The 24967-nt window shown below is 69.5% G+C and carries 27 protein-coding genes and 1 tRNA gene; 18 read left to right on the top strand and 10 right to left on the bottom strand.

Annotation, left to right across the window (positions count from 1 at the left end; genetic code table 11):
* Positions 1-87: 87 nt before the first annotated feature.
* From fabF to ACQEU1_RS16965, 5 genes are all read right to left on the bottom strand, one after another.
* Positions 88-1323 carry a beta-ketoacyl-ACP synthase II gene (fabF, locus tag ACQEU1_RS16985; protein WP_433202082.1) on the bottom strand — a complete coding sequence of 412 codons (1236 nt, stop codon included), beginning with the start codon at positions 1321-1323 and terminating at the stop codon, positions 88-90.
* Entirely contained in the window at positions 1320-1556 is a 237-nt protein-coding gene (locus tag ACQEU1_RS16980; protein ID WP_030465146.1) for an acyl carrier protein, read from the bottom strand. Before ACQEU1_RS16980 ends, fabF begins: the two co-directional genes overlap by 4 nt.
* A 34-nt stretch (positions 1557-1590) precedes the next feature.
* Complete coding sequence (locus tag ACQEU1_RS16975) at positions 1591-2568, bottom strand: beta-ketoacyl-ACP synthase III (protein WP_433202078.1); 978 nt, start codon at positions 2566-2568, stop codon at positions 1591-1593.
* Entirely contained in the window at positions 2565-3494 is a 930-nt protein-coding gene (locus ACQEU1_RS16970; protein WP_433202075.1) for an ACP S-malonyltransferase, read from the bottom strand. The genes ACQEU1_RS16975 and ACQEU1_RS16970 overlap by 4 nt, the downstream gene beginning before the upstream one ends.
* Positions 3495-3688: 194 nt before the next feature.
* Positions 3689-4897: a PucR family transcriptional regulator gene (locus tag ACQEU1_RS16965; protein WP_433202072.1), complete on the bottom strand. Its 1209-nt coding sequence runs from the start codon at positions 4895-4897 to the stop codon at positions 3689-3691.
* Positions 4898-5016: 119 nt separating this feature from the next.
* Between ACQEU1_RS16965 and ACQEU1_RS16960 the strand changes: the two genes are divergently transcribed.
* The 3 genes from ACQEU1_RS16960 (at position 5017) to ACQEU1_RS16950 (ending at position 8824) form a co-directional block, all read left to right on the top strand.
* Positions 5017-6573 carry an alpha/beta fold hydrolase gene (locus tag ACQEU1_RS16960; RefSeq protein WP_433202069.1) on the top strand — a complete coding sequence of 519 codons (1557 nt, stop codon included), beginning with the start codon at positions 5017-5019 and terminating at the stop codon, positions 6571-6573.
* A 233-nt stretch (positions 6574-6806) separates the two neighbouring features.
* Complete coding sequence (locus ACQEU1_RS16955) at positions 6807-7580, top strand: mechanosensitive ion channel family protein (RefSeq protein ID WP_433202066.1); 774 nt, start codon at positions 6807-6809, stop codon at positions 7578-7580.
* Positions 7581-7780: 200 nt separating this feature from the next.
* Complete coding sequence (locus ACQEU1_RS16950) at positions 7781-8824, top strand: glucose-1-phosphate thymidylyltransferase (RefSeq protein WP_433202063.1); 1044 nt, start codon at positions 7781-7783, stop codon at positions 8822-8824.
* Here ACQEU1_RS16950 and ACQEU1_RS16945 read toward each other — a convergent pair.
* Together ACQEU1_RS16945 and ACQEU1_RS16940 are read right to left on the bottom strand one after the other, a co-directional pair.
* Positions 8821-9864 (bottom strand): winged helix DNA-binding domain-containing protein, encoded by a 1044-nt coding sequence (locus ACQEU1_RS16945; RefSeq protein ID WP_433202060.1) that lies wholly within the window; start codon positions 9862-9864, stop codon positions 8821-8823. The genes ACQEU1_RS16950 and ACQEU1_RS16945 overlap by 4 nt on opposite strands.
* Before the next feature lie 9 nt (positions 9865-9873).
* Positions 9874-10962 carry a phytase gene (locus tag ACQEU1_RS16940; protein WP_433202057.1) on the bottom strand — a complete coding sequence of 363 codons (1089 nt, stop codon included), beginning with the start codon at positions 10960-10962 and terminating at the stop codon, positions 9874-9876.
* Between the two features lie 55 nt (positions 10963-11017).
* On the opposite strand from ACQEU1_RS16940, the gene pnuC reads away from it, so the two are divergent.
* From pnuC to ACQEU1_RS16925, 3 genes are read left to right on the top strand one after another with little or no spacing between them, the layout of a single operon-like run.
* Entirely contained in the window at positions 11018-11641 is a 624-nt protein-coding gene (pnuC, locus tag ACQEU1_RS16935) for a nicotinamide riboside transporter PnuC (protein ID WP_433202054.1), read from the top strand.
* Positions 11638-12810: a M14 family zinc carboxypeptidase gene (locus tag ACQEU1_RS16930; RefSeq protein ID WP_433202051.1), complete on the top strand. Its 1173-nt coding sequence runs from the start codon at positions 11638-11640 to the stop codon at positions 12808-12810. Before pnuC ends, ACQEU1_RS16930 begins: the two co-directional genes overlap by 4 nt.
* Positions 12811-12828: 18 nt before the next feature.
* A complete protein-coding gene (locus tag ACQEU1_RS16925; protein ID WP_433202048.1) occupies positions 12829-13578 on the top strand; it encodes a GNAT family N-acetyltransferase in 750 nt (249 codons plus the stop codon).
* Positions 13579-13626: 48 nt separating this feature from the next.
* On the opposite strand, the gene aceE is transcribed toward ACQEU1_RS16925, so the two are convergent.
* A complete protein-coding gene (gene aceE, locus ACQEU1_RS16920) occupies positions 13627-16386 on the bottom strand; it encodes a pyruvate dehydrogenase (acetyl-transferring), homodimeric type (RefSeq protein ID WP_433202045.1) in 2760 nt (919 codons plus the stop codon).
* Between the two features lie 319 nt (positions 16387-16705).
* Between aceE and ACQEU1_RS16915 the strand changes: the two genes are divergently transcribed.
* The 5 genes from ACQEU1_RS16915 (at position 16706) to ACQEU1_RS16895 (ending at position 18921) form a co-directional block, all read left to right on the top strand.
* Positions 16706-17137 carry a DUF3052 domain-containing protein gene (locus tag ACQEU1_RS16915; protein WP_382439635.1) on the top strand — a complete coding sequence of 144 codons (432 nt, stop codon included), beginning with the start codon at positions 16706-16708 and terminating at the stop codon, positions 17135-17137.
* Between the two features lie 73 nt (positions 17138-17210).
* Positions 17211-17675: a peroxiredoxin gene (locus ACQEU1_RS16910; RefSeq protein WP_433202041.1), complete on the top strand. Its 465-nt coding sequence runs from the start codon at positions 17211-17213 to the stop codon at positions 17673-17675.
* A 35-nt stretch (positions 17676-17710) separates the two neighbouring features.
* Positions 17711-17785, top strand: a tRNA-Val gene (locus ACQEU1_RS16905).
* Between the two features lie 144 nt (positions 17786-17929).
* Positions 17930-18235 carry a hypothetical protein gene (locus tag ACQEU1_RS16900; protein ID WP_433202038.1) on the top strand — a complete coding sequence of 102 codons (306 nt, stop codon included), beginning with the start codon at positions 17930-17932 and terminating at the stop codon, positions 18233-18235.
* Positions 18232-18921 (top strand): hypothetical protein, encoded by a 690-nt coding sequence (locus ACQEU1_RS16895; RefSeq protein ID WP_433202035.1) that lies wholly within the window; start codon positions 18232-18234, stop codon positions 18919-18921. Before ACQEU1_RS16900 ends, ACQEU1_RS16895 begins: the two co-directional genes overlap by 4 nt.
* On the opposite strand, the gene ACQEU1_RS16890 is transcribed toward ACQEU1_RS16895, so the two are convergent.
* The gene (locus ACQEU1_RS16890; RefSeq protein ID WP_433202032.1) at positions 18918-19232 is read right to left on the bottom strand and encodes a PadR family transcriptional regulator; all 315 of its coding nucleotides are present in this window, start codon (positions 19230-19232) and stop codon (positions 18918-18920) included. The genes ACQEU1_RS16895 and ACQEU1_RS16890 overlap by 4 nt on opposite strands.
* 318 nt (positions 19233-19550) lie before the next feature.
* Between ACQEU1_RS16890 and ACQEU1_RS16885 the strand changes: the two genes are divergently transcribed.
* Together ACQEU1_RS16885 and ACQEU1_RS16880 are read left to right on the top strand one after the other, a co-directional pair.
* Positions 19551-19799 (top strand): hypothetical protein, encoded by a 249-nt coding sequence (locus tag ACQEU1_RS16885; protein ID WP_433202029.1) that lies wholly within the window; start codon positions 19551-19553, stop codon positions 19797-19799.
* A gap of 62 nt (positions 19800-19861) precedes the next feature.
* Entirely contained in the window at positions 19862-20671 is an 810-nt protein-coding gene (locus tag ACQEU1_RS16880; protein WP_433202026.1) for a hypothetical protein, read from the top strand.
* On the opposite strand, the gene ACQEU1_RS16875 is transcribed toward ACQEU1_RS16880, so the two are convergent.
* A complete protein-coding gene (locus ACQEU1_RS16875) occupies positions 20668-21036 on the bottom strand; it encodes a recombinase family protein (protein WP_433202023.1) in 369 nt (122 codons plus the stop codon). The genes ACQEU1_RS16880 and ACQEU1_RS16875 overlap by 4 nt on opposite strands.
* 346 nt (positions 21037-21382) lie before the next feature.
* On the opposite strand from ACQEU1_RS16875, the gene ACQEU1_RS16870 reads away from it, so the two are divergent.
* From ACQEU1_RS16870 to ACQEU1_RS16850, 5 genes are all read left to right on the top strand, one after another.
* On the top strand, positions 21383-21745 hold the full coding sequence (locus ACQEU1_RS16870) for a hypothetical protein (RefSeq protein WP_433202020.1): 363 nt from the start codon (positions 21383-21385) through the stop codon (positions 21743-21745).
* A gap of 47 nt (positions 21746-21792) precedes the next feature.
* Positions 21793-22995, top strand: coding sequence for a cytochrome P450 (locus ACQEU1_RS16865; protein ID WP_433202017.1), 1203 nt, complete (start codon positions 21793-21795; stop codon positions 22993-22995).
* A gap of 13 nt (positions 22996-23008) precedes the next feature.
* Positions 23009-23497: an N-acetyltransferase family protein gene (locus ACQEU1_RS16860; RefSeq protein ID WP_433202014.1), complete on the top strand. Its 489-nt coding sequence runs from the start codon at positions 23009-23011 to the stop codon at positions 23495-23497.
* Positions 23498-23585: 88 nt separating this feature from the next.
* Entirely contained in the window at positions 23586-23879 is a 294-nt protein-coding gene (locus tag ACQEU1_RS16855; RefSeq protein WP_433202011.1) for a hypothetical protein, read from the top strand.
* A gap of 10 nt (positions 23880-23889) precedes the next feature.
* Positions 23890-24915, top strand: a complete 1026-nt coding sequence (locus ACQEU1_RS16850; RefSeq protein WP_433202008.1) for a saccharopine dehydrogenase family protein — start codon at positions 23890-23892, stop codon at positions 24913-24915.
* Positions 24916-24967: the final 52 nt, after the last annotated feature.

The following is a 24967-nucleotide window of genomic DNA, read 5'->3' as shown; positions in this document are numbered from 1 at the left end:
CCTGCGCGAGCCTGCCCGCGCCCTTGCCGGCAGCACGAAGCCCCGGTCCGCTGGGCGGGCCGGGGCTCCGTGGTCTGGCAGGTGTGACTAGGCCGGGGTGAAGGCCAGCGCCACGTTGTGGCCGCCAAAGCCGAACGAGTCGTTCACGGCGGCGTCCAGCTTGATCTTGCGCGGTTCGCCCGCCACCACGTCCAGCGTGACGGCCGGGTCGAGGTTCTCCAGGTTGAGTGTCTGGGGAACGATGCCGTCGCGGATCGACAGGACGGTGACGATGGCTTCCACCGCGCCTGCCGCGCCCAGCAGGTGGCCGAGTGCGCCCTTCGGGGCGGTCAGGACCGGGTGGTCGCCGATCGCCTTGCGGATCGCCACGGTCTCCGCGACGTCGCCCACCGGGGTGGAGGTCGCGTGGCAGTTCACGTGGCCCACGTCGGACGGGTCGATGCCGCCGGAGCGCAGGGCCGCGGCGATGGCGCGCGACTGGCCCACGCCCTCGGGGTCCGGGGCCGTGATGTGGTAGCCGTCGGCCGAGGTGCCGATGCCTGCGAGGCGGCCGTAGATCTTCGCCCCGCGGGCTTCTGCGAACTCGCGGCGTTCCAGGACCATGACGCCCGCGCCCTCGCCGAGCACGAAGCCGTCGCGGGCCGTGTCGAACGGGCGCGACGCCTTTTCCGGCTCGTCGTTGCGGGTGCTCATGGTGCGGGCCTGCGAGAAGCCCGCGACCGGGATGGCCGTGATGCACGCTTCGGCGCCGCCCGCGACGACCACGTCGGCTTCGCCGGACATGATCATGCGGTAGGCCCAGGCGATGGCCTCGGCGCCGGACGCGCAGGCGGAGACCGGGGCGTGCACGCCCGCCTGTGCCTTCAGTTCCAGGCCCACGTGCGCGGCCGGGCCGTTCGGCATCAGCATCGGGACGGTCAGCGGCGACACCTTGCGCAGGCCGTGCTGTTCCAGGAGGTCGTCCTGGGTGAGCAGGGTGATCGCGCCGCCGATGCCCGTGCCGATGATCACGGCGAGGCGCTGGCGGTCGACGGTGTCGTCGTTGTGGCCCGCGTCGGACCACGCCTGGCGGGACGCCACGATGGCGACCTGCTCGGAGCGGTCCAGGCGACGTGCCTCGACTCGGGGGAGCACCTCGGTCGGGTCCACCACGAGCTGCGACGCGATCTTGACCGGCAGGTCGTACTTCTCGACCCAGTCGTGGGTCATCGGACCCACGCCGCTCTTGCCGGCCAGCAACGCGTCCCAGGTGGACGTGACATCACCACCGAGCGGGGTGGTGGCACCCAGCCCGGTGATGACGACCTCGATGCCCGAAGTCACTTGTTGCTGGTGATGTAGTTCACCGCGTCACCAACGGTCTTGAGGTTGGCCAGCTCGTCGTCCGGGATCTTCACGCCGAACTTGTCCTCAGCCTGGACGGCGATCTCGACCATCGACAGCGAGTCGATGTCGAGGTCGTCCACGAAGGACTTCTCAGCGGTGACGTCGTCGGCGGCAACGCCGGCGACCTCTTCGACGATCTCGGCAAGACCGGACAGGACGTTGTCGCTCACTGAAGTTCCCTTTCGATTGAAACGATGGAAAAACTCACGGGACCCTGACGACCTGTCCCGCGTAGGACAGGCCCGCGCCGAAACCGACCATCAGCACCACGTCTCCAGAGGAGATCTCGCCCGCGGTCCTCATGTGGTCCAGCGCCATGGGGATCGAGGCCGAGGAGGTGTTACCGGATTCGACGATGTCTCTAGCGACCTTCAGGTCCTCGCGCGCACCATTGTTGCGCAAGCGCTTGGCGATGGCTTCGATGATCCTGAGGTTGGCCTGGTGCGGGGCGAACACGTCCACATCGGACAGTTCGACGCCCGCGAGTTCGGCGGCACGGAGCGCTACCGGAGCGATCTGCGTCGTCGCCCACCGGAAGACCGTCTGGCCTTCCTGGTGGATGAACGAGTCGCGGTCGTCGATGCGGATGACCTCGGACATGGAACCGTCCGAGCCCCACGCGACGGGGCCGATCTCGTTCGTGTCGCTGGCACCGACCACGACGGCACCCGCGCCGTCCGCGAAGATGATCGCGGTCGAGCGGTCGTCGGGGTGGGTCCAGTCGGTGAGCTTCTCCGCGCCGATGACGAGGATGTTGCGCACGGTGCCCGCGCGGACGATGTCCGCGGCGGTCGCGACGGCGTAGCAGAAGCCCGCGCACGCGGCGTTCAGGTCGAACGCGGCCGCGGCCTTGATGCCGAGCCGGGTGGCGACCTGCGCGGCGGCGTTCGGGATGGTCGACGGCATCGTGCACGTCGCCACGATCACGCCGCCGATGTCCTCCGGCGAGATGCCCGCGTCCTCGATCGCCTTGGTGGCGGCCAGCACCGACATGTCGACGACGCCCTCGTCCTTGGCCGCGACGCGCCGGTTGACGATGCCGACGCGCTCGCGGATCCACTCGTCCGAGGTGTCCATGCGCGCGGCGAGGTCGTGATTGCTCACCACGGTCTCGGGCTGGTAGCTGCCGAGACCGATGATGCGGCTACCCGCGGCTGCCCGCGGGGCCTGGAAGGTCGTCACTTATCGGCTCCAACGGTCTCGATCAGTTCCGAGACCTTCTCCAACTGGTCGGGGGTCTTGAGGGCGAGGGTCGCCGTGCCCTTCATCGCGCGCTTCGCGAGACCCGTCAGCACGCCGGCGGGCGGCAGTTCGACGGAACCGCTGATGCCCTTCTCGACGAGGGTGGCCTGGCAGAGGTCCCACCGGACGGGGCTCGTGACCTGGGAGACCAGGCGCCGCAGCACCTCGGTGCCCTCGGTGACGACCTGACCGTCCTTGTTGGACACCAGCGGAAGCAACGGGTCGTGCGTGGTCACGGCGGCGGCACGCGCGCGCACCGCTTCTTCGGCGGGCGCCATGTACCGGGTGTGGAACGCGCCCGCGACGGCCAGCTTGCGGATCTTGGCCGGGCCGGGAGGGTTCTCCACGAGCGCGTCGAGCGCCGCGTGCGGACCGGCCGCGACGATCTGGCCGGCGCCGTTGCGGTTCGCGGGCACGAGGCCGAGCTCCTCCAGGCGGGCGAGGACCTCCGGCTCGTCGCCACCGAGCACGGCGGCCATGCCGGTCGGCTCCAGCGCGCACGCCTCGGCCATCGCGGCACCGCGCACGGCGGCCAGCGCGACGGCGTCGTCGGCGCTGATGACACCGGCGACGGCGGCCGCGGCGAGCTCGCCGACGGAGTGGCCGCCGACGATCACGGCGGGCGGCAGCTCGACGCGTTTGCGCAGCTCACCGAACGCGAGCACGGCGAGCGCCACGACGAGCGGCTGGGTGATCGCGGTGTCGACGATCTCGTCGGCCTCCGCGGTGGTGCCGAGGCGCACGAGGTCGAGGCCCGTGATCTCCGACCACGTCCGGACCTGCTTCTCCGCCCCCTCCAGTTCGAGCCAGGGGGTGAGCATGCCGGGCGTCTGGGACCCTTGTCCGGGCGCGAGGAGTGCGATCACGCCGATTACTAAAGCTGGTGAACCCACCGGTACCCCATGCCGCAAAGAACGAAGTACGGCGATCGTATTTGTAGAGACCCTACAAAATCGCCTAGGACGTGCGCGCCCCGCGACGTTGCCGCAGCTCAGTGCGGTGCGGGGTCGTTTGGCCCTCACCCTAACGGATGGGTGCGAAGTCCGTCACAGGCCGTTCGCTACCACAGGCCCCGGGAGCGCGCTAGCCGTCCTACAGACAATGCGACGCGAAGCACAAGCGCGTCTCGAGCGTCATGTGCATTTCTTCCCGTCATTTCCTGAACGCGCCGAAGGCGATATCTGACCGTGTTCGGGTGCACGAACAGTCTTTTCGCGCACGTCTCCAGCACGCCCCCGACCTCCAGGAACGCGTCCACGGTCTCCAGCAACGCGCCGCCGGCGTCCTCCAGCGGCCGCGCGACCCTGTCGACGAGCTGCCACTCCGCCTCCGGGTCGCCCGCCAGCGCCCGTTCCGGCAGCAGGTCCATCGACCGGACCGGCCGAGGCGCCGCGGGCCAGCCCACGACCGCGCGCAGCCCGCTCAACGCGTCACTGGCGCTGCGGTGCGCCTCGGACAGCGACGCCACGGTCGGCCCGGCCACGACGGGCCCCTCGCCGAACCCCTCGCCGATCTTGCCGAGCACGTCCTCCCCGGTCTCCGTCGGGCCGCCGAGCACGACGACCAGGCGGGATCCCTGCACGGACAGCAGCACCGGCCGCCCGGCGCGCGCCGCCTTGCTGCGCACCGAGTAGATGATCGCGGGCGGGTCCTCGCCACCGGGGTTGCCGACCAGGACCGTCGCCTCCAGCGCCGGGTCCCAGCCCAGCGCGGCCGCGCGGGACAGCAGCGACTCCTCGGGGTCGCCACGCACGATGCCGTCGACGACCAGCGCCTCCAGCCGCGCGTCCCACGCACCGCGGGCCTCGGCGGCCGCCGCGTACGAGGTGGCCGCCGAGAAGGCGATCTCCCGGCCGTACCGCAGCACGCCCTCCATCAGCAGCGCGCGTTCGGCCTCGTCTGCCGCCATCTCCGGCATCTGCTCCTCGAACAGCTCCAGGGCGATCCGGACGAGCTCGACGGTCTGGCGCAGGCTCACCCAGCGCGAGATGTCCTTCGGGGCGCTGCGGAACGCGTCCGCGGACAGCCGGATCGCCTGCTGCCGGTCGTGCAGCCACTCGACGAACCCGGCCACCCCGTTCTGGATCAGCAGCAGCACGCTCGCCCGCTGGTCGGCGGGCATCCTGGCGAACCACGGCAGCCGCCGCTCCATCTCGGCCACGCTGGCCGTCGCGAGTGAGCCCGACGCGCGTTCGATCTTGCGCATGGTGCGGGCGGAGAGCGTCGGCGAGTGCTCCTCCTTCGCCTTCGAGGTCCTGCTGCTGGTCATACCCGCAGCTTAAGGCAGTGGACTGACATCACCGGGACGGGTGACAGAACCCTTCGGCCCGTTTGAACGGCCATACCGTCGAGCGGCAGAGATCTTTCGGCACGGCGTGGAGGTCCGTCTTGCGCAGGTTCCCGGCACTCGTCCTAGGGGTCGTCGCTCTGCTCACCACGAGCACGACCGCCGCAGCCGACCCACCCGACCCGCTCGCCGAGTTCGTCTCCCAGACCGCCAAGTGGGCGCCGTGCACCGGAAAGCTCGCCGAACTGGAGTGCGCCACCCTGGTCGCGCCGCTCGACTACACCAGACCGGCCGGCGACAGGATCAACCTGACCATCAGCCGCAAGAAGGCGATGGCGGCCGATCGCCGTCGTGGCGTGCTGTTCACCAATCCGGGTGGTCCCGGCGGTTCCGGGCTCGGGCTGCCGCTGTTCCTGACGAAGTCCGAGCTCGCCCAGGTCTACGACGTGATCGGCATCGACCCGCGCGGCGTCGGCGGGTCCACGGCGCTGAACTGCCGGGCGGCGCCCGCGATCGCCGCGCCCGAGTCGCGGCCCGCCGACAGCGAGTTCGGCAAGTGGGCTGCCGAGGCGCGCGAGGCCGAGGAGTCCTGCCAGAAGTCCGGCGGCGGCATCCGGCAGTTCATCAGCACCGCGAACACCGCGCGGGACATGGACGTCGTGCGCGCCGTCCTGGGCGAGCAGAAGATCAACTACCTGGGTTACTCCTACGGCACCTATCTGGGCGCGGTGTACGGGACGTTGTTCCCGAACCGGCTCGACCGCAGCGTCCTCGACTCCGCCGTGCACCCCGAGTGGATCTGGCACGAGCAGTTCCGCCAGCAGGCCATCGCCTACCGGATGGACGTCGAGGCGTGGGCGGCGTGGGCGGGGGAGCGCAACGAGAAGCTCGGGCTCGGCAAGTCGCGGGACGAGGTGCTGGCCGAGGTCGAGAAGGTCGCGGCGAAGCTGCACGTGACACCGGTCGGCGAGCACAACCGCTCCTCCTTCGACGGCGCGCTGGGCGTGGGCGCCCGCTACCGCCCGCTGTGGTCGGACCTGGCGGCCATCGTGACCAAGCTGCGGTCGGGGGAGAAGCCCGCGAACGCCGAGGGCGCCAAGGCCGCTCAGGTGCTCGCGAGGACCGGCCTGGACGAGCTGCGGTCCGGCGTCTTCGACACCGTCACCTGCGAGTCGGACTGGCCGACCGACGTGAGCGTTTACTACGAGGACATGCGGATGTTCCGCGAGCGCTACCCCTACGGCTACGGCATCGTCCGCGCGGCGCCGATGACCTGCACGTTCCGCTCGTTCACGCCGCCGGAGGACCCGGTGAAGATCGGGCGCAACGGCTACCCGATCGGCATCGTCGTGCAGTCCGAGGGCGACACGCAGACCCAGTACGCGAGCGGTCCGGCGATGGCGCAGCGGCTCGGGCACAACCTGATCACCGTCACCGACGAGGGCAAGCACGGCCTCTACAACGGCGGCAACAAGTGCGTCGACGAGAAGGTCAACCGGTACCTGATCGACGGGGCGCTGCCCGGCAGCAGTTCCGAGTGCACCGGCGACCCGCGCCCGGACGTGCCGAAGGACGGTCAGCCGGGCACCGCTCCGGCGTTGTCCGCGGAGGGCATCCAGGCGTACCTCGACGGCCGGGGTTTCTCGGCTCGTCCCTGATCCGGCCGCCGTGAGTCAGACCGCCGAAATGTGGAAGCGCCCGCCACGGAGCGTGGCGGGCGCTTCCCTCTCCCCGGTCCCCACCGGTAGTTCCACTCTGGACTGTATTGCGACAAAAATCCACGTCAGCCACCCTTTCGTGTAGCAGTGTCGAAGTTGTGGAGCGGTGTGATCCACGAAACGATCAACTGGTCTGATCTTCACTCACCGCAACTTCTGATCTTGGAGGGCCCGTGGGCTCGCAAATCACCGAGGGCCTGGGCCAGGCGTGGGCGATGATCGCCACGTTCGTGCCGAAGCTGCTCGGCTTCCTGCTCGTGCTGGTCATCGGCTGGTTCATCGCGAAGGCGCTCGCCAAGGGCGTCCAGTTCCTGCTGAAGCGCGTCGGCTTCGAGAAGCTCGTCGACCGGTCGGGCCTCAACAGCGCGATGCGCCAGTCGTCGATGGACGCCTCCGGGCTGATCTCGAAGATCGTCTACTACTTCGTGCTGCTGATCGCGCTGCAGCTGGCGTTCGGCGTCTTCGGCGCCTCGAACCCGGTCAGCACGCTGCTGAACGAGGTCATCGCGTACCTGCCGCGCATCGTCGTCGCCCTGGTGCTCGTGATCGTCGCGTCGGCCATCGGCACCGCGCTCAAGGGCCTCGTGATGGGGGCGCTGGGCCAGCGCTCGTACACGAAGATGCTCGGCAACATCACCTACGGCTTCGTGATGGCCCTCGGCGTCATCGCGGCGCTGAACCAGCTGGGCATCGCGATCTCGGTGACCATGCCGGTCCTGATCGCCGTCCTCGCCACCGTCGCGGGCGTCGTCATCATCGGTGTGGGTGGCGGCCTGGTCCGCCCGATGCAGGCGCGCTGGGAGGGCTGGCTGACCCGCGTGCAGGACGAGGCGCAGGCCCAGTCCCCGATGCCGCGCGCGTCGCAGGAGATGCCGCAGGAGATGCCGGCGAACATGGGTGGTCGCATGGACGCGCCGACGCCGCCGTCCGGCACCCAGATGGGCTGAAACGGGAGTTAGAGGGTCTCACTGCCGGGTGTTAGAGGCTCTAACTCACCCGGTTGGAGGGTCTCACCTCCTGGAAAGGGTCTCGCGCAAACATCCTGCGCGGGGCCCTTTCCTCGTGTTCTGGGGGTTCTCCAGCTTCGATCCAGTGCCCGGCCGGAACCTCGTCTCCACCCGAATCGTTCCGTCGCGGTGGAGGACCAATGAAAGCCCTTGTGCTGTCCGCGGGCGTGCGCCCGGCCGGATACTCGTTACCCAGGCAGATCGTCCCCATCGCGAACAAGCCGGTGCTCGAGTACGTCGTGGAGAACCTGCGGGACGTCGGCATCACCGAGATCGGCATCGTGGTCGGCGAAGGCGGTCAGGAGATCTCCGAGCTGTTCGGCGACGGGTCCTACCTGGGTGTCTCGCTCACCTACATCCAGCAGGACGTGCCGCTGGGGGTCGCGCACTGCGTGCGGATCGCCCGGCCGTTCCTCGGTGACGACGACTTCGTGCTGTACCTCGGCGAGAACGTGCTGGCCGAGGGCATCGGCCAGATCGCCGACGAGTTCGAGCGACTGCGGCCGTCCGCGCAGGTGCTGGTGGACAAGGTGGAGGACCCGCGCCTGTACGGCGTGGCGGAGGTGGACGAGAACTCGCGGGTGACGCGGCTGATCGAGCACCCGCAGGAGCCGCGCAGCGACCTCGCGCTGATCGGCGTCTACTTCTTCACGCCCGCGATCCACGCGGCCGTGGACGCGATCGAGCCGTCGTGGCGCGGCGAGTTCGAGATCACCGACGCGCTGCAGTGGCTGGTGACGCACGAACGCGACGTGCGGGCCCGGATCTACTCCGGGTTCTGGAAGGACACCGGCAAGGTCGAGGACGTGCTGGAGTGCAACCGCGAGCTGCTGATGGGCCTGCGCGGCGACATCCAGGGCATCGTCGACGACGAGTCCACGCTGATCGGTGACGTCGTGGTCGAGGAGGGCGCCCGCGTGGTGCGGTCGTGCATCGTCGGGCCCGCGATCATCGGCGCGGGGACGCTGGTCGAGGAGTCGATCATCGGGCCGTACACGTCGATCGGCGCGGACTGCCGGATCACCGAGTCCGGGGTGGCCGACTCGATCGTGCTCAACGAGGCGTCGGTGCACAACGTGTCGGGCATCGAGACGTCGTTGATCGGCCGCAGGGCCCGCGTCGGATCGGCGCGCCAGCACCGGCTGGTCGTCGGCGACGGCGCGCACGTGGACGTCGCGGCCTAGCTCCTGATCCAGTCCTGAAGGCGGTCGCACTCCTCGGCGACCGCCTTCTGCCTGCTCTTGGGCTGTGCGTCGATGTAGTCGACGGTGATGGCGCGTTCCTTGGTGACCGCCCAGGTCGCGACGACGAACCCGTCGACGAGGACCGTGGGCTTGCCGCCGATGACGACGCCGAGCCGGTCGTCCGCGATGACCCGTCGGCGGTCGGCGTGGGCGAGCAGGATGTTGTCGAACTCGGGCAGCAGCCTGACCGGGAGCTCGGTCTCCTGGTCGGGGCGCGGGGCGTCCGGCAGGTCGAACAGCTCCTTGCCGGCCTCGTTCCGGAACGTGACCAGCCGCGGGCGCAGGGCGGTGAACGTCTCGCTGAGCTTCGTGAGACCGGACCACTGCTGGGCGTCCATGACCGTCGCCGGGCCGAACGCCCTGAGGTAGCGCAGGACGATCTCTTCCTTGTCCATCGCCTGCTGGGGCCGGCCGAGCCAGTTCTCGACGGTGGTGCAGACAGCGCGGCCGCTGCGGTGCCACAGGCCGCGCGGCGGCAGCTGGACCAGGGCGAGCTTGTTGCGCAGCGCGTTGCCGAGGACGGTGTGGTCGCGCTCCGGCCAGCGCTCCTTCAGCTGCTTGCCGGCGTCCGCGGTGCCCTGCGGGGTCTCGTCGAGGATCTTGCGGCCGGCCTCGGCGACCTCGCCGAAGTCGAGCCCGCGCAGGCGGGCGGCGAACGGGCCGCTCTGGAGTTCGCGGTCCAGCCTGAGCTGGGTGTGGGGGCGCAGGCCGAGGGCGTCGCGGGCGCTGACCAGGTGGATCGTGCCGCGCATCAGCAGCATGCGGACGGCCTCGCGGTTCGTCAGCAGGTCTTCCAGTTCGGCCGGCCGGAAGTCCCGGAGACGCGTCCAGAGGCCGATGTAGGGCGACTTCGGTTCCTGGGCCTGGATGCCGAAGAGGTGCTCGATGGTGGCGAGCGCGCTCCGGTCGGCGCGCTCGCGCAGCATCTGGCGTTCGATCAGCGCCCTGTTGAGCTGGTGCAGGTTCAGCGTCGTCCCCATCGGGACAGACTAGAACCTGATGAACGCGAATCCCGTGCCGTCAGGGCGTTCGCCGTCGTGCACGACGAGCAGGTTGAGCTTGCCCAGGACGATGTCGGCGCCGTCGGAGTGCTCGACGTCCTTGACGCGGAAGTCCTTGAGCGGCTTCATGTCCGCCTTGCGGTAGGCGACGAACCGCGAGTCGCCCTGGCTGGAGGCGAGCAGCACGTCGTTCGCGATCGTGAGGCCCTCGGCGTCGGCTTCGAGCCACTTGCCGCCGAAACCGGGGTTCGGGCCGTCGGCCTCGCACTCCTCGGTCTCCGGGTTGTACTTCTGCGGCGCGCCCCAGGTGCGGACCTTGTCGACCAGCTGCGGCTTGCCGAAGCCGTTGGAGCGCAACGGGATGCGCCAGATGCCGACGTCCTCCTGGGCGGCGTACAGGGTGTTCGTGCGTTCGTCGATGACCATGCCCTCGACCTGCGGGCCCTCGCCGGGCTCGCCGCACACCGTCCAGCGCTTGCCGTTGGGCAGGGTGAAGGTGCTGGGAAGGTCCAGAGTGGACACCTTCTTGGTGTCGTACGTCTTGCCCTTCACCACTTGCAGCAGCGCGATGCTCGTCTCGCTGCGGCGGCTGGTGACGACGACGTCGCGGCCGTTGACGTTCCCGGCGGCGAGGCCGTAGACGGTGTGCTGGTCGTCGACCTCGGCCTCGGTCTTGGAGAAGACCGGCTTCGTGGCGGGGTTCGTGACGTCCTTCGCGCCCCGTTCGTCCACTGTGAACACCCGGATGCGGTCACGGCCGCGGTCGCTCACGAACGCGAGGTCGCCGAGCACGTCGACGTTGTTGAACCGGCCGGGCTTCGCGTCCGGGGTCGGCGGCAGCGGCGCCGGGTACACGCCGATGGTGCGGCCCTTCAGGTCGAACGCCGCCAGGCCACCTTCCTTGAGCGTGCCGAGGACCACACTGCGTTCGGTGTCGCGCTGGTTCACCCAGATGGCCGGGTCGTCCGCGTCGGCCGGCTCGCTGAAGGTCTGCGTGATGACCGTCGGTGTGATGACGGGCGTCGCGGGCGCGGTGAGGAACAAAGGCACGAGCGCCAGTGCTAAGGAAGATGACATGGTGGGACCGTAGGAAACACCGGTGTACTGCGACTGAACCGCGGAGGAACAAGCCGTGTGGCACGAGGTGGGAGTGACGATCTTCGGCCAGAAGATCGCGTACACGGAGCTGGTCGGGCAGGTGCTGGCGCTCGCCGTGGTGTTCCTCGCGCAACGCCGTTCACTCTTGACCTGGCCCGTTCAGCTGGTCTCCGTCGCCCTGCTGTTCACGGTGTACATGTCCGCGCACCTCGGCGGGCTCGCGACGCGGCAGGTGGTCGTCGGCGCGATCGCGGTCTACGGCTGGTACGCGTGGGTGCGGCGGCGGGACCCGGTGTTCGGCGTGGTGGTGCGCAAGGGTTCCTGGCGCGAACGGATCGCCGTGGCCGGCGCGTTCGTCGTGGGCACCGCCGCGTTCGCGCTGGTGCTGGACGCGCTGGACGCCTCGTGGGCGCCGTGGCCGGACGCCGCGATCTTCGTCGGCACGATCCTCGCGTTCGCGTTGCAGGGCCTCGGCCTGGTGGAGTTCTGGCTGGTGTGGCTCGTGGTCGACGCGGTCGGCGTGCCGTTGCAGATCCAGTCGGGCCTGTACTTCAGCGCGTTCGTCTACATCATCTTCGCGGGTCTGGTGATCCACGGTTTCGTCGACTGGAACCGCGCCGCCCGCCGGTTGACACAGGCGGCAAAGTCTCCCCTATGAGGGGACTGTTGATCGCTCTGCTGACCGCTGTCTCGTCGCTGGTAGCCATCCCTGCTGCTCAGGCTGCTCCGCCCCTGCGCACCGGGTTCGAGCTCACCGGCAAGTGGACCACCGAGGCCGAGGAACAGGCCTACCTGCGCGCCACCGGCCTGCCGTTGACGCAGATCGGGACGACCGCCCAGGGCCGCCCGATCCAGCTCGTGCGCGCGGGCACCCGCAACGCGCGCACGGTGGTTCTCTTCATCTGCTCCCAGCACGGCGACGAACCCGCCGGACGCGAGGCGTGCCTGATCCGCATGCGTTCGCTGCCGCGCACGTCGTCCGTGACCTACCTGTTCGTGCCGAACGCCAACCCGGACGGCCGCGTCGCCGACACCCGCGGCAACTCCGCCGGCATCGACATCAACCGCGACCACCTGCTGCTGCGCTCGGAGGAAGCCCGCGCGATGGCGGCCGTGATCCGGGACTGGCAGCCCGACGTCATCCACGACCTGCACGAGTTCGGGCCGTCCGCGCCCTACTACGTGAAGGACGTCCTCTGGCTGTGGCCGCGCAACCTCAACGTCGCCGACGGCGTGCACGACCTGTCGGAGTCGTTGTCCCGGTCCTACGTCCGGATCTCGGTGGAGGCGGCGGGCCGCACGTCCGGCGTCTACGGCATCTACGTCGACCCGGTGACCGGCGAGCCCGTCCGCCAGGTGGCGGGCGACGGCCAGGAACGCATCCTGCGCAACACGGGCGGCCTGAAGCACGGCATGGGCCTGCTGGTCGAGACCAACGTCGACAACACCCCGGCGTACCGCGTCGAGTCGCACCTGAAGGCGTTGGACGGAACCCAGTCGTTCGTGCGCGACAACCGCGCGGGCATCGAAGCGGCGAACGCGGCCTCGCGTGCCGTCCGGACGGGCCCGATCTACTTCGGCGGCGCCGACAACCAGCCGCCGGACCCGTCGGACGTGGTCGCCGCGCCGTGCGGGTACGTGCTGACCGGCGCGCAGTACGTCGAGGTGCAGGACGAACTGGCGTTGCACGGCATCAGGTCCCAGTACCTGCGCGGCGGCGACCGGATCGTGCCGGTGAAGCAGGAGGCACGGGCCCTGGTCCCGTTGCTGCTCGACGCGCGCGCTGACGGACCGTTGGTCAGTGGGCAGCCCGTCGCGCAGTGCTGACCGTGGTCAGATGGCGGTGTGACCGATCTTCACGACCGGATGGAACGCAACCTCGCCGAGCACGCGTGCCACCTGCACCGCCACCTGCCCGGCGCGACCGTCACCGAGACGGCTGACCTGCTCATCGCGGACAGCGGGCTGCCCGACGACACGTTCAACATCGTCGCGGCGGCCCGCCAGGGCGCCGACGTGGCGGGGGCTGTGCGCACGATCCGCGCCACCGGCCGCCCGTTCTCGTGGTGGGTCGGCCGTGACGACGGCCTGGGGGACAGGCTGCTGGCGGCGGGGCTCGACCGGTCCGAGACGGAGACCGGCATGTGGCTCGACCTCGGCGGCCCGCTCCCGAGCGCCGAAGGGCTGGACATCCGCCCGGTGACCACGGCGGAGGAACTCGATGCCTACGCCGAGGTCCTGGCCGCGAACTGGGACCCGCCCGCCGACACCGTGCGCCGCTTCTACGCGTTGGCCGCCCCACACGCGTTGACCAGCCACGCGCGTTACCTCGTCGGGTACGTCGACGGCCGTGCGGTGTGCACGGCGGAGGTGTTCCTGCACGCGGACGTGGCCGGGATCTACAACATCGCGACCCTCGCCACGGACCGACGGCGCGGCTACGGCGGTGCGATCACTGCGGCGGCGTTGCACACCGCACGCGCTGAGGGGTGCCGTACTGCCGTCCTACAAGCCTCTGAGGACGGTGAGAGCGTCTACCGGCGTCTCGGGTTCACCGCGGCCGGACAGTTCACCGAGTACGCGCTCAGGGCGTGAAAAGGGCCGCCCCGGGATTCCGGAGCGGCCCTTCACCTGGCTGACCGACTACGCGAGACCCGCGTCACCCGTGGACGGGCCTGCGGCCTGCACGTCGTCGATGCGGTACTTGCGCGCCGCCTCGACGACCTTCGACTGCTCGACCTCACCGCGCCTGGCCAGCGCGGCCAGCGTCGCGACGACGACGGACTCCGCGTCCACCAGGAAGTGGCGGCGCGCGGCCGGGCGGGTGTCGGAGAAGCCGAAGCCGTCCGTGCCCAGGGTCGTCATGTCGGTCGGGACGTACGGGCGGATCAGGTCCGGGATCGCCGACGCCCAGTCGGACACGGCGACGACCGGGCCCTGCACGTCCTTGAGCACCTGCGTCACGTACGGCACGCGCGGCTCGGCGTCCGGGTGCAGCAGGTTGTGGCGGTCGGTCTCGACGGCGTCGCGGCGCAGCTCCGAGTACGACGTCGCGGACCACACGTCCGCCGACACGCCCCACTCGTCGGCCAGCATCTGCTGGGCCTTGAGCGCCCACGGCAGGCCCACGCCGCTGCCGAGGATCTGCGCGCGCGGACCAGAGGCCCGCGGGCCGTCCTGGTACTTGTAGAGGCCCCGCAGCAGGCCCTCCACGTCCAGGTCGGCGGGCTCGGCCGGCTGCACGTACGGCTCGTTGTAGACCGTCATGTAGTAGAAGATGTTCTCGGCGTTCTCGCCGTACATCCTGCGCAGACCGTCCCGGACGATGTGCGCCACCTCGAACGACCACGCCGGGTCGTACGCGACGACGGCCGGGTTGGTGTGCGCCAGCAGGATCGAGTGGCCGTCGGCGTGCTGCAGGCCCTCGCCGGTCAGCGTCGTGCGGCCCGCGGTGGCGCCGAGCACGAAGCCGCGCGCCATCTGGTCCGCCGCCGCCCACAGGCCGTCACCCGTGCGCTGGAAGCCGAACATCGAGTAGAAGATGTAGATCGGGATCATCGGCTCGCCCTGCGTCGCGTAGGACGTGCCGACCGCCGTGAACGACGCCGTGGAACCCGCCTCGTTGATGCCCTCGTGCAGGATCTGGCCCTGCTCGGACTCCTTGTAGGCGAGCATCAGGTTGGCGTCCACCGAGGTGTACGCCTGGCCGTTCGGGTTGTAGATCTTCTGCGTCGGGAACATGGAGTCCATGCCGAACGTTCGTGCCTCGTCCGGGATGATCGGGACGATGCGCGGGCCGATCTCCGGGTCCTTCGCGAGGTCGCGGACGAGGCGGACGAACGCCATCGTCGTGGCGACCTCCTGCTTGCCCGAACCGCGGCGGACGCCTTCGTAGACCTTGTCGCCCGGCAGCACCAGCGCCTTGGACTTGGTGCGGCGCTCCGGTACGAACCCGCCCAGCTGGCGACGGCGTTCCTGCATGTACTGGATCTCCGGCGCGTCCTGCCCGGGGTGGTAGTACGGCGGCAGGTACGGGTCGGCCTCGAGCTGCGCGTCCGAGATCGGGATGCGCAGGCTGTCGCGGAAGCCCTTGAGGTCGTCCAGGGTCATCTTCTTCATCTGGTGCGTCGCGTTGCGGGCCGCGAAGTGCGGGCCGAGCGAGTAGCCCTTGATGGTCTTGGCGAGGATGACGGTCGGCTGGCCCACGGTCTCGGTCGCCGCCTTGTAGGCCGCGTAGACCTTGCGGTAGTCGTGGCCGCCGCGCTTGAGGTTCCACACCTCGTCGTCGCTCATGGCGTCGACGAGAGCCTTCGTGCGCGGGTCACGGCCGAAGAAGTGCTCCTTGACGTACGCGCCGTCGTTGGCCTTGTACGTCTGGTAGTCACCATCGGGGGTGTTGTTCATCAGGTTGACGAGCGCGCCGTCGCGGTCCGCGTGCAGCAGCGCATCCCACTCGCGGCCCCAGACGACCTTGATGACGTTCCAGCCGGCGCCGCGGAAGAACGACTCCAGCTCCTGGATGATCTTGCCGTTGCCGCGCACCGGGCCGTCGAGGCGCTGCAGGTTGCAGTTGACCACGAACGTGAGGTTGTCGAGCTGCTCGTTCGCGGCGAGCTGCAGCAGGCCGCGCGACTCCGGCTCGTCCATCTCGCCGTCGCCGAGGAACGCCCACACGTGCTGGTCGGACGTGTCCTTGATGCCGCGGTCGCGCAGGTAGCGGTTGAACCGCGCCTGGTAGATGGCGTTCATGGGGCCGATGCCCATGGAGACCGTGGGGAACTCCCAGAAGTCCGGCATGAGGCGCGGGTGCGGGTACGACGGCAGGCCGCCGCCGAGACCGGCGTGCGAGTACTCCTGGCGGAAGCCGTCGAGCTGGTGCTCGCTCAGGCGGCCTTCCATGAACGCGCGGGCGTACACACCGGGCGAGGCGTGACCCTGGATGAAGACCTGGTCGCCACCACCCGGGTGGTTCTTGCCGCGGAAGAAGTGGTTGAAGCCGACCTCGTAGAGCGACGCGCTGGACGCGTACGTCGAGATGTGGCCACCGACACCCACACCCGGCCGTTGCGCGCGGTGCACCGTCATCGCGGCGTTCCAGCGGATCCACGCACGGTAACGACGCTCCACCTCCTCGTCACCGGGGAACCACGGCTCCCGCTCGGTGGGGATGGTGTTGACGTAGTCGGTGCTGGTCAGCGACGGCATGCCGACGTGGTTCTCACCAGCGCGTTCGAGCAGCCGCAGCATCAGGTAACGCGCCCGCTGCTGCCCGCCGCCCTTGAGCACCTCGTCGAACGACTCGAGCCATTCCGAGGTCTCTTCCGGGTCGATGTCCGGCAGGTGGGCTGCCAGACCGTCGCGAATGACACGCACCCGCTCGGGGCCGGTGTTCTGCGGGCTCAAGGTGTCTCCTCGGCTTCGTTGGCGGTACACGCGCTGGCCCGGAAACCGTGCCACGCGCTCCTATCGTTGTCCTTGCGTGGCGACTTCGTCATCGCTACCGGTCGGTAGTTCTGGATCGTGTCGCTCACGCGCGCGCGATAAGAGGTATGTAGAGCATGCGTCATGCAAGTCTAGGTGTCTGCACAGGGGTGCCTGTTACGGCGTGTCACGTGGTCAACAGTTGCGCCGGAGGTAGCTGACAGTGTTCGCTAGCCGGAGTAACGGACTTGGCGGCAGTCTCTGAGGCTGTCGCTCTTGCGTAGTTGGAGGAGTGAAAACCGTGGTCGCCGCGGAAGACGCCGGCAAGCTCGGCGTCGCCGACAAGCTCGGGATCGAATCTGGCATGGTCGTCCAGGAACTCGGCTGGGACGAGGACGTTGACGACGCCTTGCGTGCCGCAGTCGAGGAGCGAATCGGGGGCGATCTCCTCGACGAGGATGCCGACGAGACGGTGAGCACCGTCTTGCTCTGGTGGCGGGAGGACGACGGCGACCTGGTCGACGCCCTGCTCGAGGCCACCGGAGTGCTCGCCGAGGACGGCGTGATCTGGGTTCTCACCCCGAAGACCGGCCGCCCCGGCCACGTGGAGCCGTCGGACGTCGCCGAGGCCGTGCCCACCGCCGGCCTGTCGCAGACCTCCAACATCAGCGTCGCCGACGACTGGGCGGGCATCCGCCTGGTGTGGCCGAAGTCGGCCAAGGCCAAGCGCTGACCTGACACGCGGATCGACCCACGGGCTTCGCAAGCCCGTGGGTTTCCGACGTCTGGCTGGAGGGGTTCGTCACATGGCGGTCGAGGTAGGTTCGGAAGCCCCGGACTTCACGCTCAACGACTACAACAAGCAGCCCGTGACGTTGTCGTCGTTCCGAGGCACCCGCGCGGTCCTCGTGGTCTTCTACCCGTTCGCCTTCAGCGGCACCTGCCGCGGCGAGCTCTGCCAGCTGCGCGACGAGCTGGCCGTCTACGAGGACGCGGCCGTGCAGGTGCTCGGCATCTCCGTGGACTCCCCGTTCGCCCTGAAGGCCTGGGCCAACCAGGAGGGCTACCGGTTCCCGCTGCTGTCCGACTTCTGGCCGCACGGGGCCGTGGCGCAGTCCTACGGCGTGTTCAACGCGTCGTCGGGCATGGCGCTGCGCGGCACGTTCCTGGTGGATCTCGCTGGCGTGGTGCGCTTCGCCGAGGTGAACGCGCCGGGCGAGGCCCGCGATCAGTCGGCCTGGAAGAAGGCCGTCGCCTCGCTTCGGGCATGATGTAGCTGTACCCCTCGCGTCTTCGCTGGGGGCTGGGGCGTGTAGCTCAGCGGAAGAGCACTCGGTTTACACCCGAGCGGTCGCAGGTTCGATCCCTGTCGCGCCCACCACACGTACGTCTTCGAGCCACCAGAGCGCCTGACGGCCGCCGGTGCGCTGAACGAGTGAAGTCCACAGTGGACGCGCATCTCTTTGGAGTGAAACCAATCCCCTGATTAGAGATCAAAACAGGCAGGTCGAGGTACTGTCCGGCCATGTTCTGGCGGCGGCTTCACGCCGGTCGTGTGCTGCGGGCGTTGACCGCGCGACCCGATCTCGAGCTCGACACGGCGGCACTGGCGGAGGCGGCCGACCTCAGCCCTGCCCGGCTGTACCCCGTGCTGGTGCGGCTGCGCAGGCTGAACCAGGTCGCCACGCGCTGGGACGCGGTCGACGTGTCCGCGCCGGGGCGTGCGTGCCGTCAGTTGCACCGTGCGACGGTCTACGGCCGGTGGGTGTCGGCCGCGCATCGGCCGCGGTTCGTCGTCTCGTGGCCCGGAGACGGGAAGCGCGCGGAGTGATCGTCGTCGTGGCCGGCGGGGTCGCGGTTCTTCTTTACCTGCTGCGGTATCGGGCCGTGGTGCGCTCGTTGCCGGTGCGGCCCAGGGAGACGGCGCGGCTGCTCCTCCTCGCCCCGTTCCTCCCGCTGGAGGAGGCCTGTTCGTGGATCGCGGACTTCGAGGGGCAGCTCGGCGATCTCGAGCCTGGGCAACGGGATGCGGTGCGTTCGCACCTGGCGATGTCGTTCGTCGCTCTGCTGCGCGCGGCGTGGGCTGTCTGGATGGCGCGCAGGCTCGACGTGCTGCGTGAGCTCGTGAGCTGGTTCGCGGCCCGGTGGGCGTCGCCGCGCATCGGCAGGGCGAACGCGTTGCTGCGGTCCAGGATGCCGGTGTGGCCGAAGCACCGGGAGCAGCTGCTGCAGTTGCAACGGCATCTGCGCCGGCTGCGTTGGTGGGGCCGGGTGCTGGAACGGTGCGTCAGCGAGCGCCGGCACCCGGAGATCGTCACGAACGCCGCCTGGCTCGCGAAGAGCTGCGCCGGTCTGCTCGCGGAGCAGGCGCTACCCGGTAGGGCTCGCCCGGAGGACCGGTTGCCCAGTCCGCTGGAGGTCGCGTACCTGCTGGAGATCAACCACACCACGCTGGTGCTCACCGGGCTGGTCGCGGCGCTGGCGTCGGCGCGGCCCGGCCGACGGCGTGAGGCCTAGCTCAGGCCGTTGGCGAACCCCTGGGTGAAGGACTGCGCGAACCCCTTCGTGGCGGCCGTGCGGAGTGCTTCGCGTGCCTGCTCGGCGCCGTCCTCGGTGAGCTTGAAGTAACGGCGGCGCGGCCGTTCTTCCTCGTGCGGATCGACGTCTTCCCAGCGGTCGGTGATCCAGCCCGCCGCGAGCAGGCGCACCAGGATCGGGTGCGTCGTGCCCGGCATGAGGTGGGTGCGGTCGGCGATCTCCAGGCCGTACAGCTCGGCGGTGGGATCAGCCAGAAAAGCGTGCAGGACGGCCTGCGTCTGGACGGTCATCCGCAGCGCTCCCACAACGAGGCACCTTATATCGGCTTCTGGAAACGCCGCAGGGCCGTGTGCCTGGAAACACCCTTCAGTGCACCCGGACGGCGCGATGGGGCCATCAGACGTGGACGCCTGAGCCTCGCTCAACGTTGAGTGGTCACGGGGGCAAGTACACGAAAGGTTGGAGTCGCTCCAACCCCTAGTATGATCTCAAATTAGGGGGTGTAGGTTCGCGGTCACGACGCGGCCGAGGTGTGCCCGCGTCGCCGTCGCTTCTTCTGTGAGGTACGTCGTTCAATGTCCCCGCGACACCGTCCTCGTCTCGCGCCCGTGGCGGCCGTGGTCGGCGGCGGAGGTTCCCTCGCCGGAGTCTTCTTCGCCTCCTGGACGTCCTGGCTCGTGGGCGGGCTCCTGTTCCTCGCCCTGCTCGTGGTGAGCGGGGTGCTCTGGGCGGTCTTCTCCCAGCGGGACGAGCCCTTCGCCCGCGTGACCGAGCTGGCGCGCATGGCCAGGGGCGACGCCGCCGGGAGAACCCCTGATGGAGTGGATTCGCCTGGTAACGGAAGCGTCACGAGATGATCTCGGTGAGGATGTCGGCGTGAGTCGGCGGGTGCCTCGACTCCTGAAACCCGGAGGAGTGCTTGAAGGAGTCGGGTGAGCGCTGCCTGTGGCTGGCGCTTCTCGCGGCGGTTCCGCTCGGAACCGCGGTAGGCCAGGCGCTCGGCCTGTCGATCCTGGTGTCGATGGTCGTGGGCCTGGGGGCCATGGCGATGTGGGCGGGCGCCGCGATGGCGCTCTGGTCGTGGACCTACGTGCGGGATCTTCAGCGGAGGAGCCACAACTGGGTGCTCACCTTCGTCGCGGTCGGGCTGCCCGCGCACTACGTCCCCACGTGGCTGGAGGAGATGCGGGCGCAGCTCCACGAGCTGGAAGGGCAGCGGCGCAAGGCCTTTCTCGTCAACCTGGCCGTGACGGCGCCGCGGAACTGGGCGGAGATCGGCTGGGCGCGGCTGCAGTACCTGCGGGCGAGCCGGTTCCGCGGCAACGAGCTGAAGCTGGCCCAGCACCTGATCATGGTGCTCGCGCCCGACGGGACGCGGAGCACCAGCTTGGACCTCCTGCACGCGGTGGGGATCTCCCGGCTCCAGAACCGCAGGGCGGCGCACAACGTGCCGGCCCTGGTGCTGACGCAGCGGTTGCTCGCGACGGAGGCCCGGCACTTCAGGGCGGCGCGGGAGCTCGCAGGCGAACTGCTCGACGTCCGCGAGCAGTTGCACCTGCTGAACCGCGACGTGAGGCGGATGCACCTGCGGACGTGGCCGCGGCACGGCACGCTGCCGCACTCTCTTCGCTACGACGAGCTCGACCGGCTTCGCTGCGCGGCGCTCGATCTCAGCAGGCGTCTGCGCGCGGCTCTGGTGACGGGGCTGAAGCGGGAGCTCGGCGGCTAGCGCATGAAGATCACGTCGCAGCCGTAGCTGGTGAGTCGCCGACGGGCCTGGCGCGCCTCGGCGTCGTCCTGGGACAGGTGCCAGAGGCTGGGTGTGATCAGGGTGGTGATGTGGAGCTCCCACACGACGTCCAGGAGCACCCGGAACGCGTTGCGCTGGAGCGGGCTGCCGGGGACGGTGTCCACGAAGATCGGGTGGTAGAGCGCGAAGCCGAGTTCCCTGGCGTGGGCCATGATCCGCTGTTGCAGCTGCGGCACGGAGACGCGCTTGCCCTCTCCTCTGCGCAGGTAGCCGCAGGCGATCGGAGGGCCACTGCCGGCTGCCGGGTGCTGGGGACGTGCTGACCGCTCCGCGCGTCCGGTCATCTTCGTCCCGGTGTGCTCTTGCGTCTGCCCAAGGTGGCCACCGTTCGCTGTCGTGTGCCTGCATGTGGTTGTACGGCCTCGGTGGCGGTCGCGGTTCGAAGTCCGCCGATCGGGCCTGGGCGCATCACGCCACCGGACGAGTTGATCACCAAGAATTTATTGCGCGTTCAACGGTGTCACGCCTTCCGGGCGACGCCGTCACTCGATCGGCCGCCTGCCGTTCGGTGCCTCCGGACGCACGGGCGCCAGTTCTCGGGACTTCCTGGAACCGGACGCGCGGGTGCCGTACCTTGTTCGAGTTTTGTCGGGGACGTTCGGGCCAGCCACCTACCGAGGACGACGACCTGTGAGACGTAAGGCCAAGGCCGTGACACCCGTCCCGACGACCGTGACGCAGGAGCAGGTGAAGCTGCTCGCCCTCGTGGAGCAGGGCGGTGTGCACCGCGGCGCCACGAGCTGGTACCTGGAGCACCGGCCCGCCAAGCAGTGGGACGCGGACGACCTGGAGATCCTGCGGCTGCGCGAGTGGATCACCTGGGAGGACCCCGGCGGCCACGGGATGGCGGCGCCCGTCGACATCACGGCGCAGGGCCGGGCGGCGTTGCGGCACCACCTGCCGGAGTGGGTGCTGGGGCGGAAGGCGATCGCCGCCGAGCCTCCCCGGCTGCCCGCCGTGGAGACGATCAGGACGTTGGACGCGCTCCAATAGGGCGGTAGAACGGTCTTAGTCGAACCCAAACGGAGGCGAAGACCTGTATGTCGAACTTGCTGACCGGCGGCGATTTGCGGGCACGTGAGCACCACCGGATCGAGGACGACGCACGAGAAGAAGGGCCGCTGCACGCCGTGACGTTGCCCAACGGCGTGGAGATGCAGGTCGTCACGGTCGGGCTGGAGCTCACCCGGCACCTGCTGACCGACCAACGGCTCTCCAAGGACAGCGCTTCGCTTCAACGGGAGATCAAACGGCAGCTGGCCGCGCTGGGCAGCACACAGGAGAACCTCGCCGGGCTCTTCGGTCCGAGCATGCTCAACAGCGACAACCCGCAACACGCCCGGTTGCGCGCGCTCGCCGTGAAGGCGTTCAACGGCAAGGCGGTGCAGCAACTGGCGCCACGCATCGAGGAGATCACCGCGGAACTCATCGGGCGGCTGCGCGCCGACGAGGAGATCGACCTCGTCAAGGAGCTCGCGGTGCCGATGCCCATGCACGTCATCGGCGAGGTGCTCGGGGTGCCGCCGCAGGACCAGGCGCGCGTCCGCACGTTGATCGAGACCATGATGTCGATGGACCCCGAGGTGTCGCAGCCCGCGAGCGACGAGCTGGGCGGCTACTTCCACGCGCTGCTCACGGGCGACGCCCTGGACGCGGGCTCGTTGTTCGGTGCGCTGGCCACGGCCGCTGACGACGACGGTGACCACCTCAGCCACGACGAACTGATGGCCATGGCGTTCCTGCTCGTCGTGGCGGGCCATGAGACGTCGGCGAGCCTCATCGCGAACGTCGTCCACGACGCGCTGGACAACGGACTGTGGGAGAAGGCCGCGCACGACCCCGCGCTGGTGCCGAAGCTCGTCGAGGAGACGCTGCGCCACAACTCACCGGTCCGCAGCGCCACGCACCGCATCACCACCGAACCGGTCGAGATCGCCGGCACCCTCGTCCCCGCGAACACCCTGCTGCTCATCAACCTCGGCTCCGCCGGACGGTGCCCGCGCGCCCACGCCGACGCCGCCGAGTACCGGCTCGACCGCGAGACGACGGGGCACGCGACGTTCGGCCACGGCCCGCACTTCTGCCTGGGATCGGGGCTCGCGCGGCTGGAGACCGAGACCGTCATCCGGCACCTCACGGCCCGTTTCCCGCGCACGACCTACGCGGGCGGCGAACAACCCGCGGTGACGCACAACGACATCATGGCCAGCCTTAAATCGCTTCCGGTGGTGCTGCGGCGCTGACACCCTGGAGTGCGTGGAGATCAAGCACGGGGGACCTGACGACGTCGACGCGGCCGCGCTGATCTGGGCGCACGCGGTCGCCCGGCGCGACGGCTACGACGAGGTGCCGACGCTCGCCGAGGCGCGGCCCGGCGTTGAGAACGCTCTCATCGGCGAGCGGTCGTTCCTGCTCCTGGCGCTGGAATCCGGCCGTGCGGTCGGGTTCGTCGCCGGCGGTCCACAAGAGACGGACGGCCGCGCGTTCCTCAACTACGTCGGCGTGCACCCGGACGCCTGGGGCCGAGGGGTCGGCGAGGCGTTGCTGCGCGCACTGCCGGACACATTGATCAAGAACGGATACGAGACGGTCGAGCTGCTCGTCTTCGTCGACAACGTCCGGGGCGTGCTCCTGTACGAACGCCTCGGATGGATCAAGGTCGGCGACCCTGTGCCGCATCCGCGCCACGGCCGGCTGGAGCAGCGGTACGCGTTCTCTCCCGCATCGCGGGAACCGGGGGTGTGAGAGCGGTTCGGCCGGGGGATTAGGGGATCAACCCCAATGCGTCTGACCAGGGCTATCCCAAAGTCCATTTGAGACGTAACTTTTGCTCATGTCAGTGCGCACGTTCGCCGTCGTGGTCGGTCTCGCGTTCCTGCTCGGCGGGGCGGCGATCCTGGTCGTGATGCTGGCCATCGAGTCTCCGAGCGGGTCGCTCATCCCGTGCGGCAACAGCCTCGGCTTCGGGTTCGACGAGCCCGCGGTCTCCGCGCTCGGTGCGGCCTATGTGGACGTCTGCGCCGATCTGAAGCAACGCCGGCTGCTCTGGGGACTGCCCGTGCTCGGCCTGGGCGTGCTGCTGCTGATCGGCTCTTTGGTCGGTTCCCGCGGAGCTACTCGCCGGTAAGGTGCGCGGCATGACGTGGATGGTCTACGGCGCCAACGGCTACACAGGACGTCTCATCGCCGAGCTCGCGGTCAAGCGCGGGGAGCGGCCGATCCTCGCCGGGCGCTCGTACGAGAAGGTCGAGCCCATCGCCGCCGCGCTCGGGCTGGAGTGCCGGGCGTTCGACCTGAGCCAGGCACGGGCGCACCTCGAGGACGTCGACGCCGTCGTGCACTGCGCGGGACCGTTCGCGCACACGTCCACCGCCATGGTCGACGCCTGCCTGAAGGCCAGCACGCACTACCTCGACATCACGGGCGAGATCGACGTCTTCGAGTCCGTCGCGCAGAGGGACGTCGACGCCCGCAAAGCGGGCATCGTGCTGCTGCCGGGCGCCGGGTTCGACGTCGTCCCCACCGACTGCGTCGCCGCCATCCTGAAGAACGCCCTGCCGTCCGCTACCCACCTCGACCTGGCGTTCGTCGTCGGCGGAGGGGCGAGCGCGGGCACGACCAAGACGTCCGTCGAGGCCGCCGCCGTGGGCGGGCGGATCCGCGTGAACGGCGACCTGAGGAGCGTCCGCATCGGGCACCGGCGGCGCACCGCGTACTTCCGGTCGGGACCGCGCGAGGTCGGCAGCATCCCGTGGGGTGACGTGAGCACCGCCTACCGCTCCACCGGCATTCCGAACATCACCACGTTCACCACCGTCCCCGGCGTGCTCGGCCAGCTCCAGCAGGTGTTCGCGCCCGTGCTGCAGACGCCGCTCGTCCAGAACGTCGCCAAGTCCGTCGCCGGCAAGGTCAAGGGCCCCGACGAGCGCAAGCGCGCCAACACCAGGGCCGAGGTGTTCGGCGAGGCGTGGGACGCGCGGACCAAGGTCGAGTGCGCGATCACCACCCCGAACGCCTACAGCCTCACCGCCGACTCCGTGCTCCGCGCCATCGCCAGGATCGACGGCGTGGCGCCCGGCGCGCACACCCCGTCGAGCGCGTTCGGCGCCGACTTCGTGCGCGAGCTCGACGGCGTCGTCGCGAGCGAGGTCCGCTTCACGTGAGCGGGAGCCTCTCGCGATCCTGGTGGGGTTTCGCGGGTGTTAGAGGTTCTAA

Source organism: Lentzea sp. CA-135723, assembly GCF_050936595.1.
Classification (GTDB): Bacteria; Actinomycetota; Actinomycetes; order Mycobacteriales; family Pseudonocardiaceae; genus Lentzea.
This window is presented reverse-complemented; position numbering and strand designations above follow the sequence as displayed.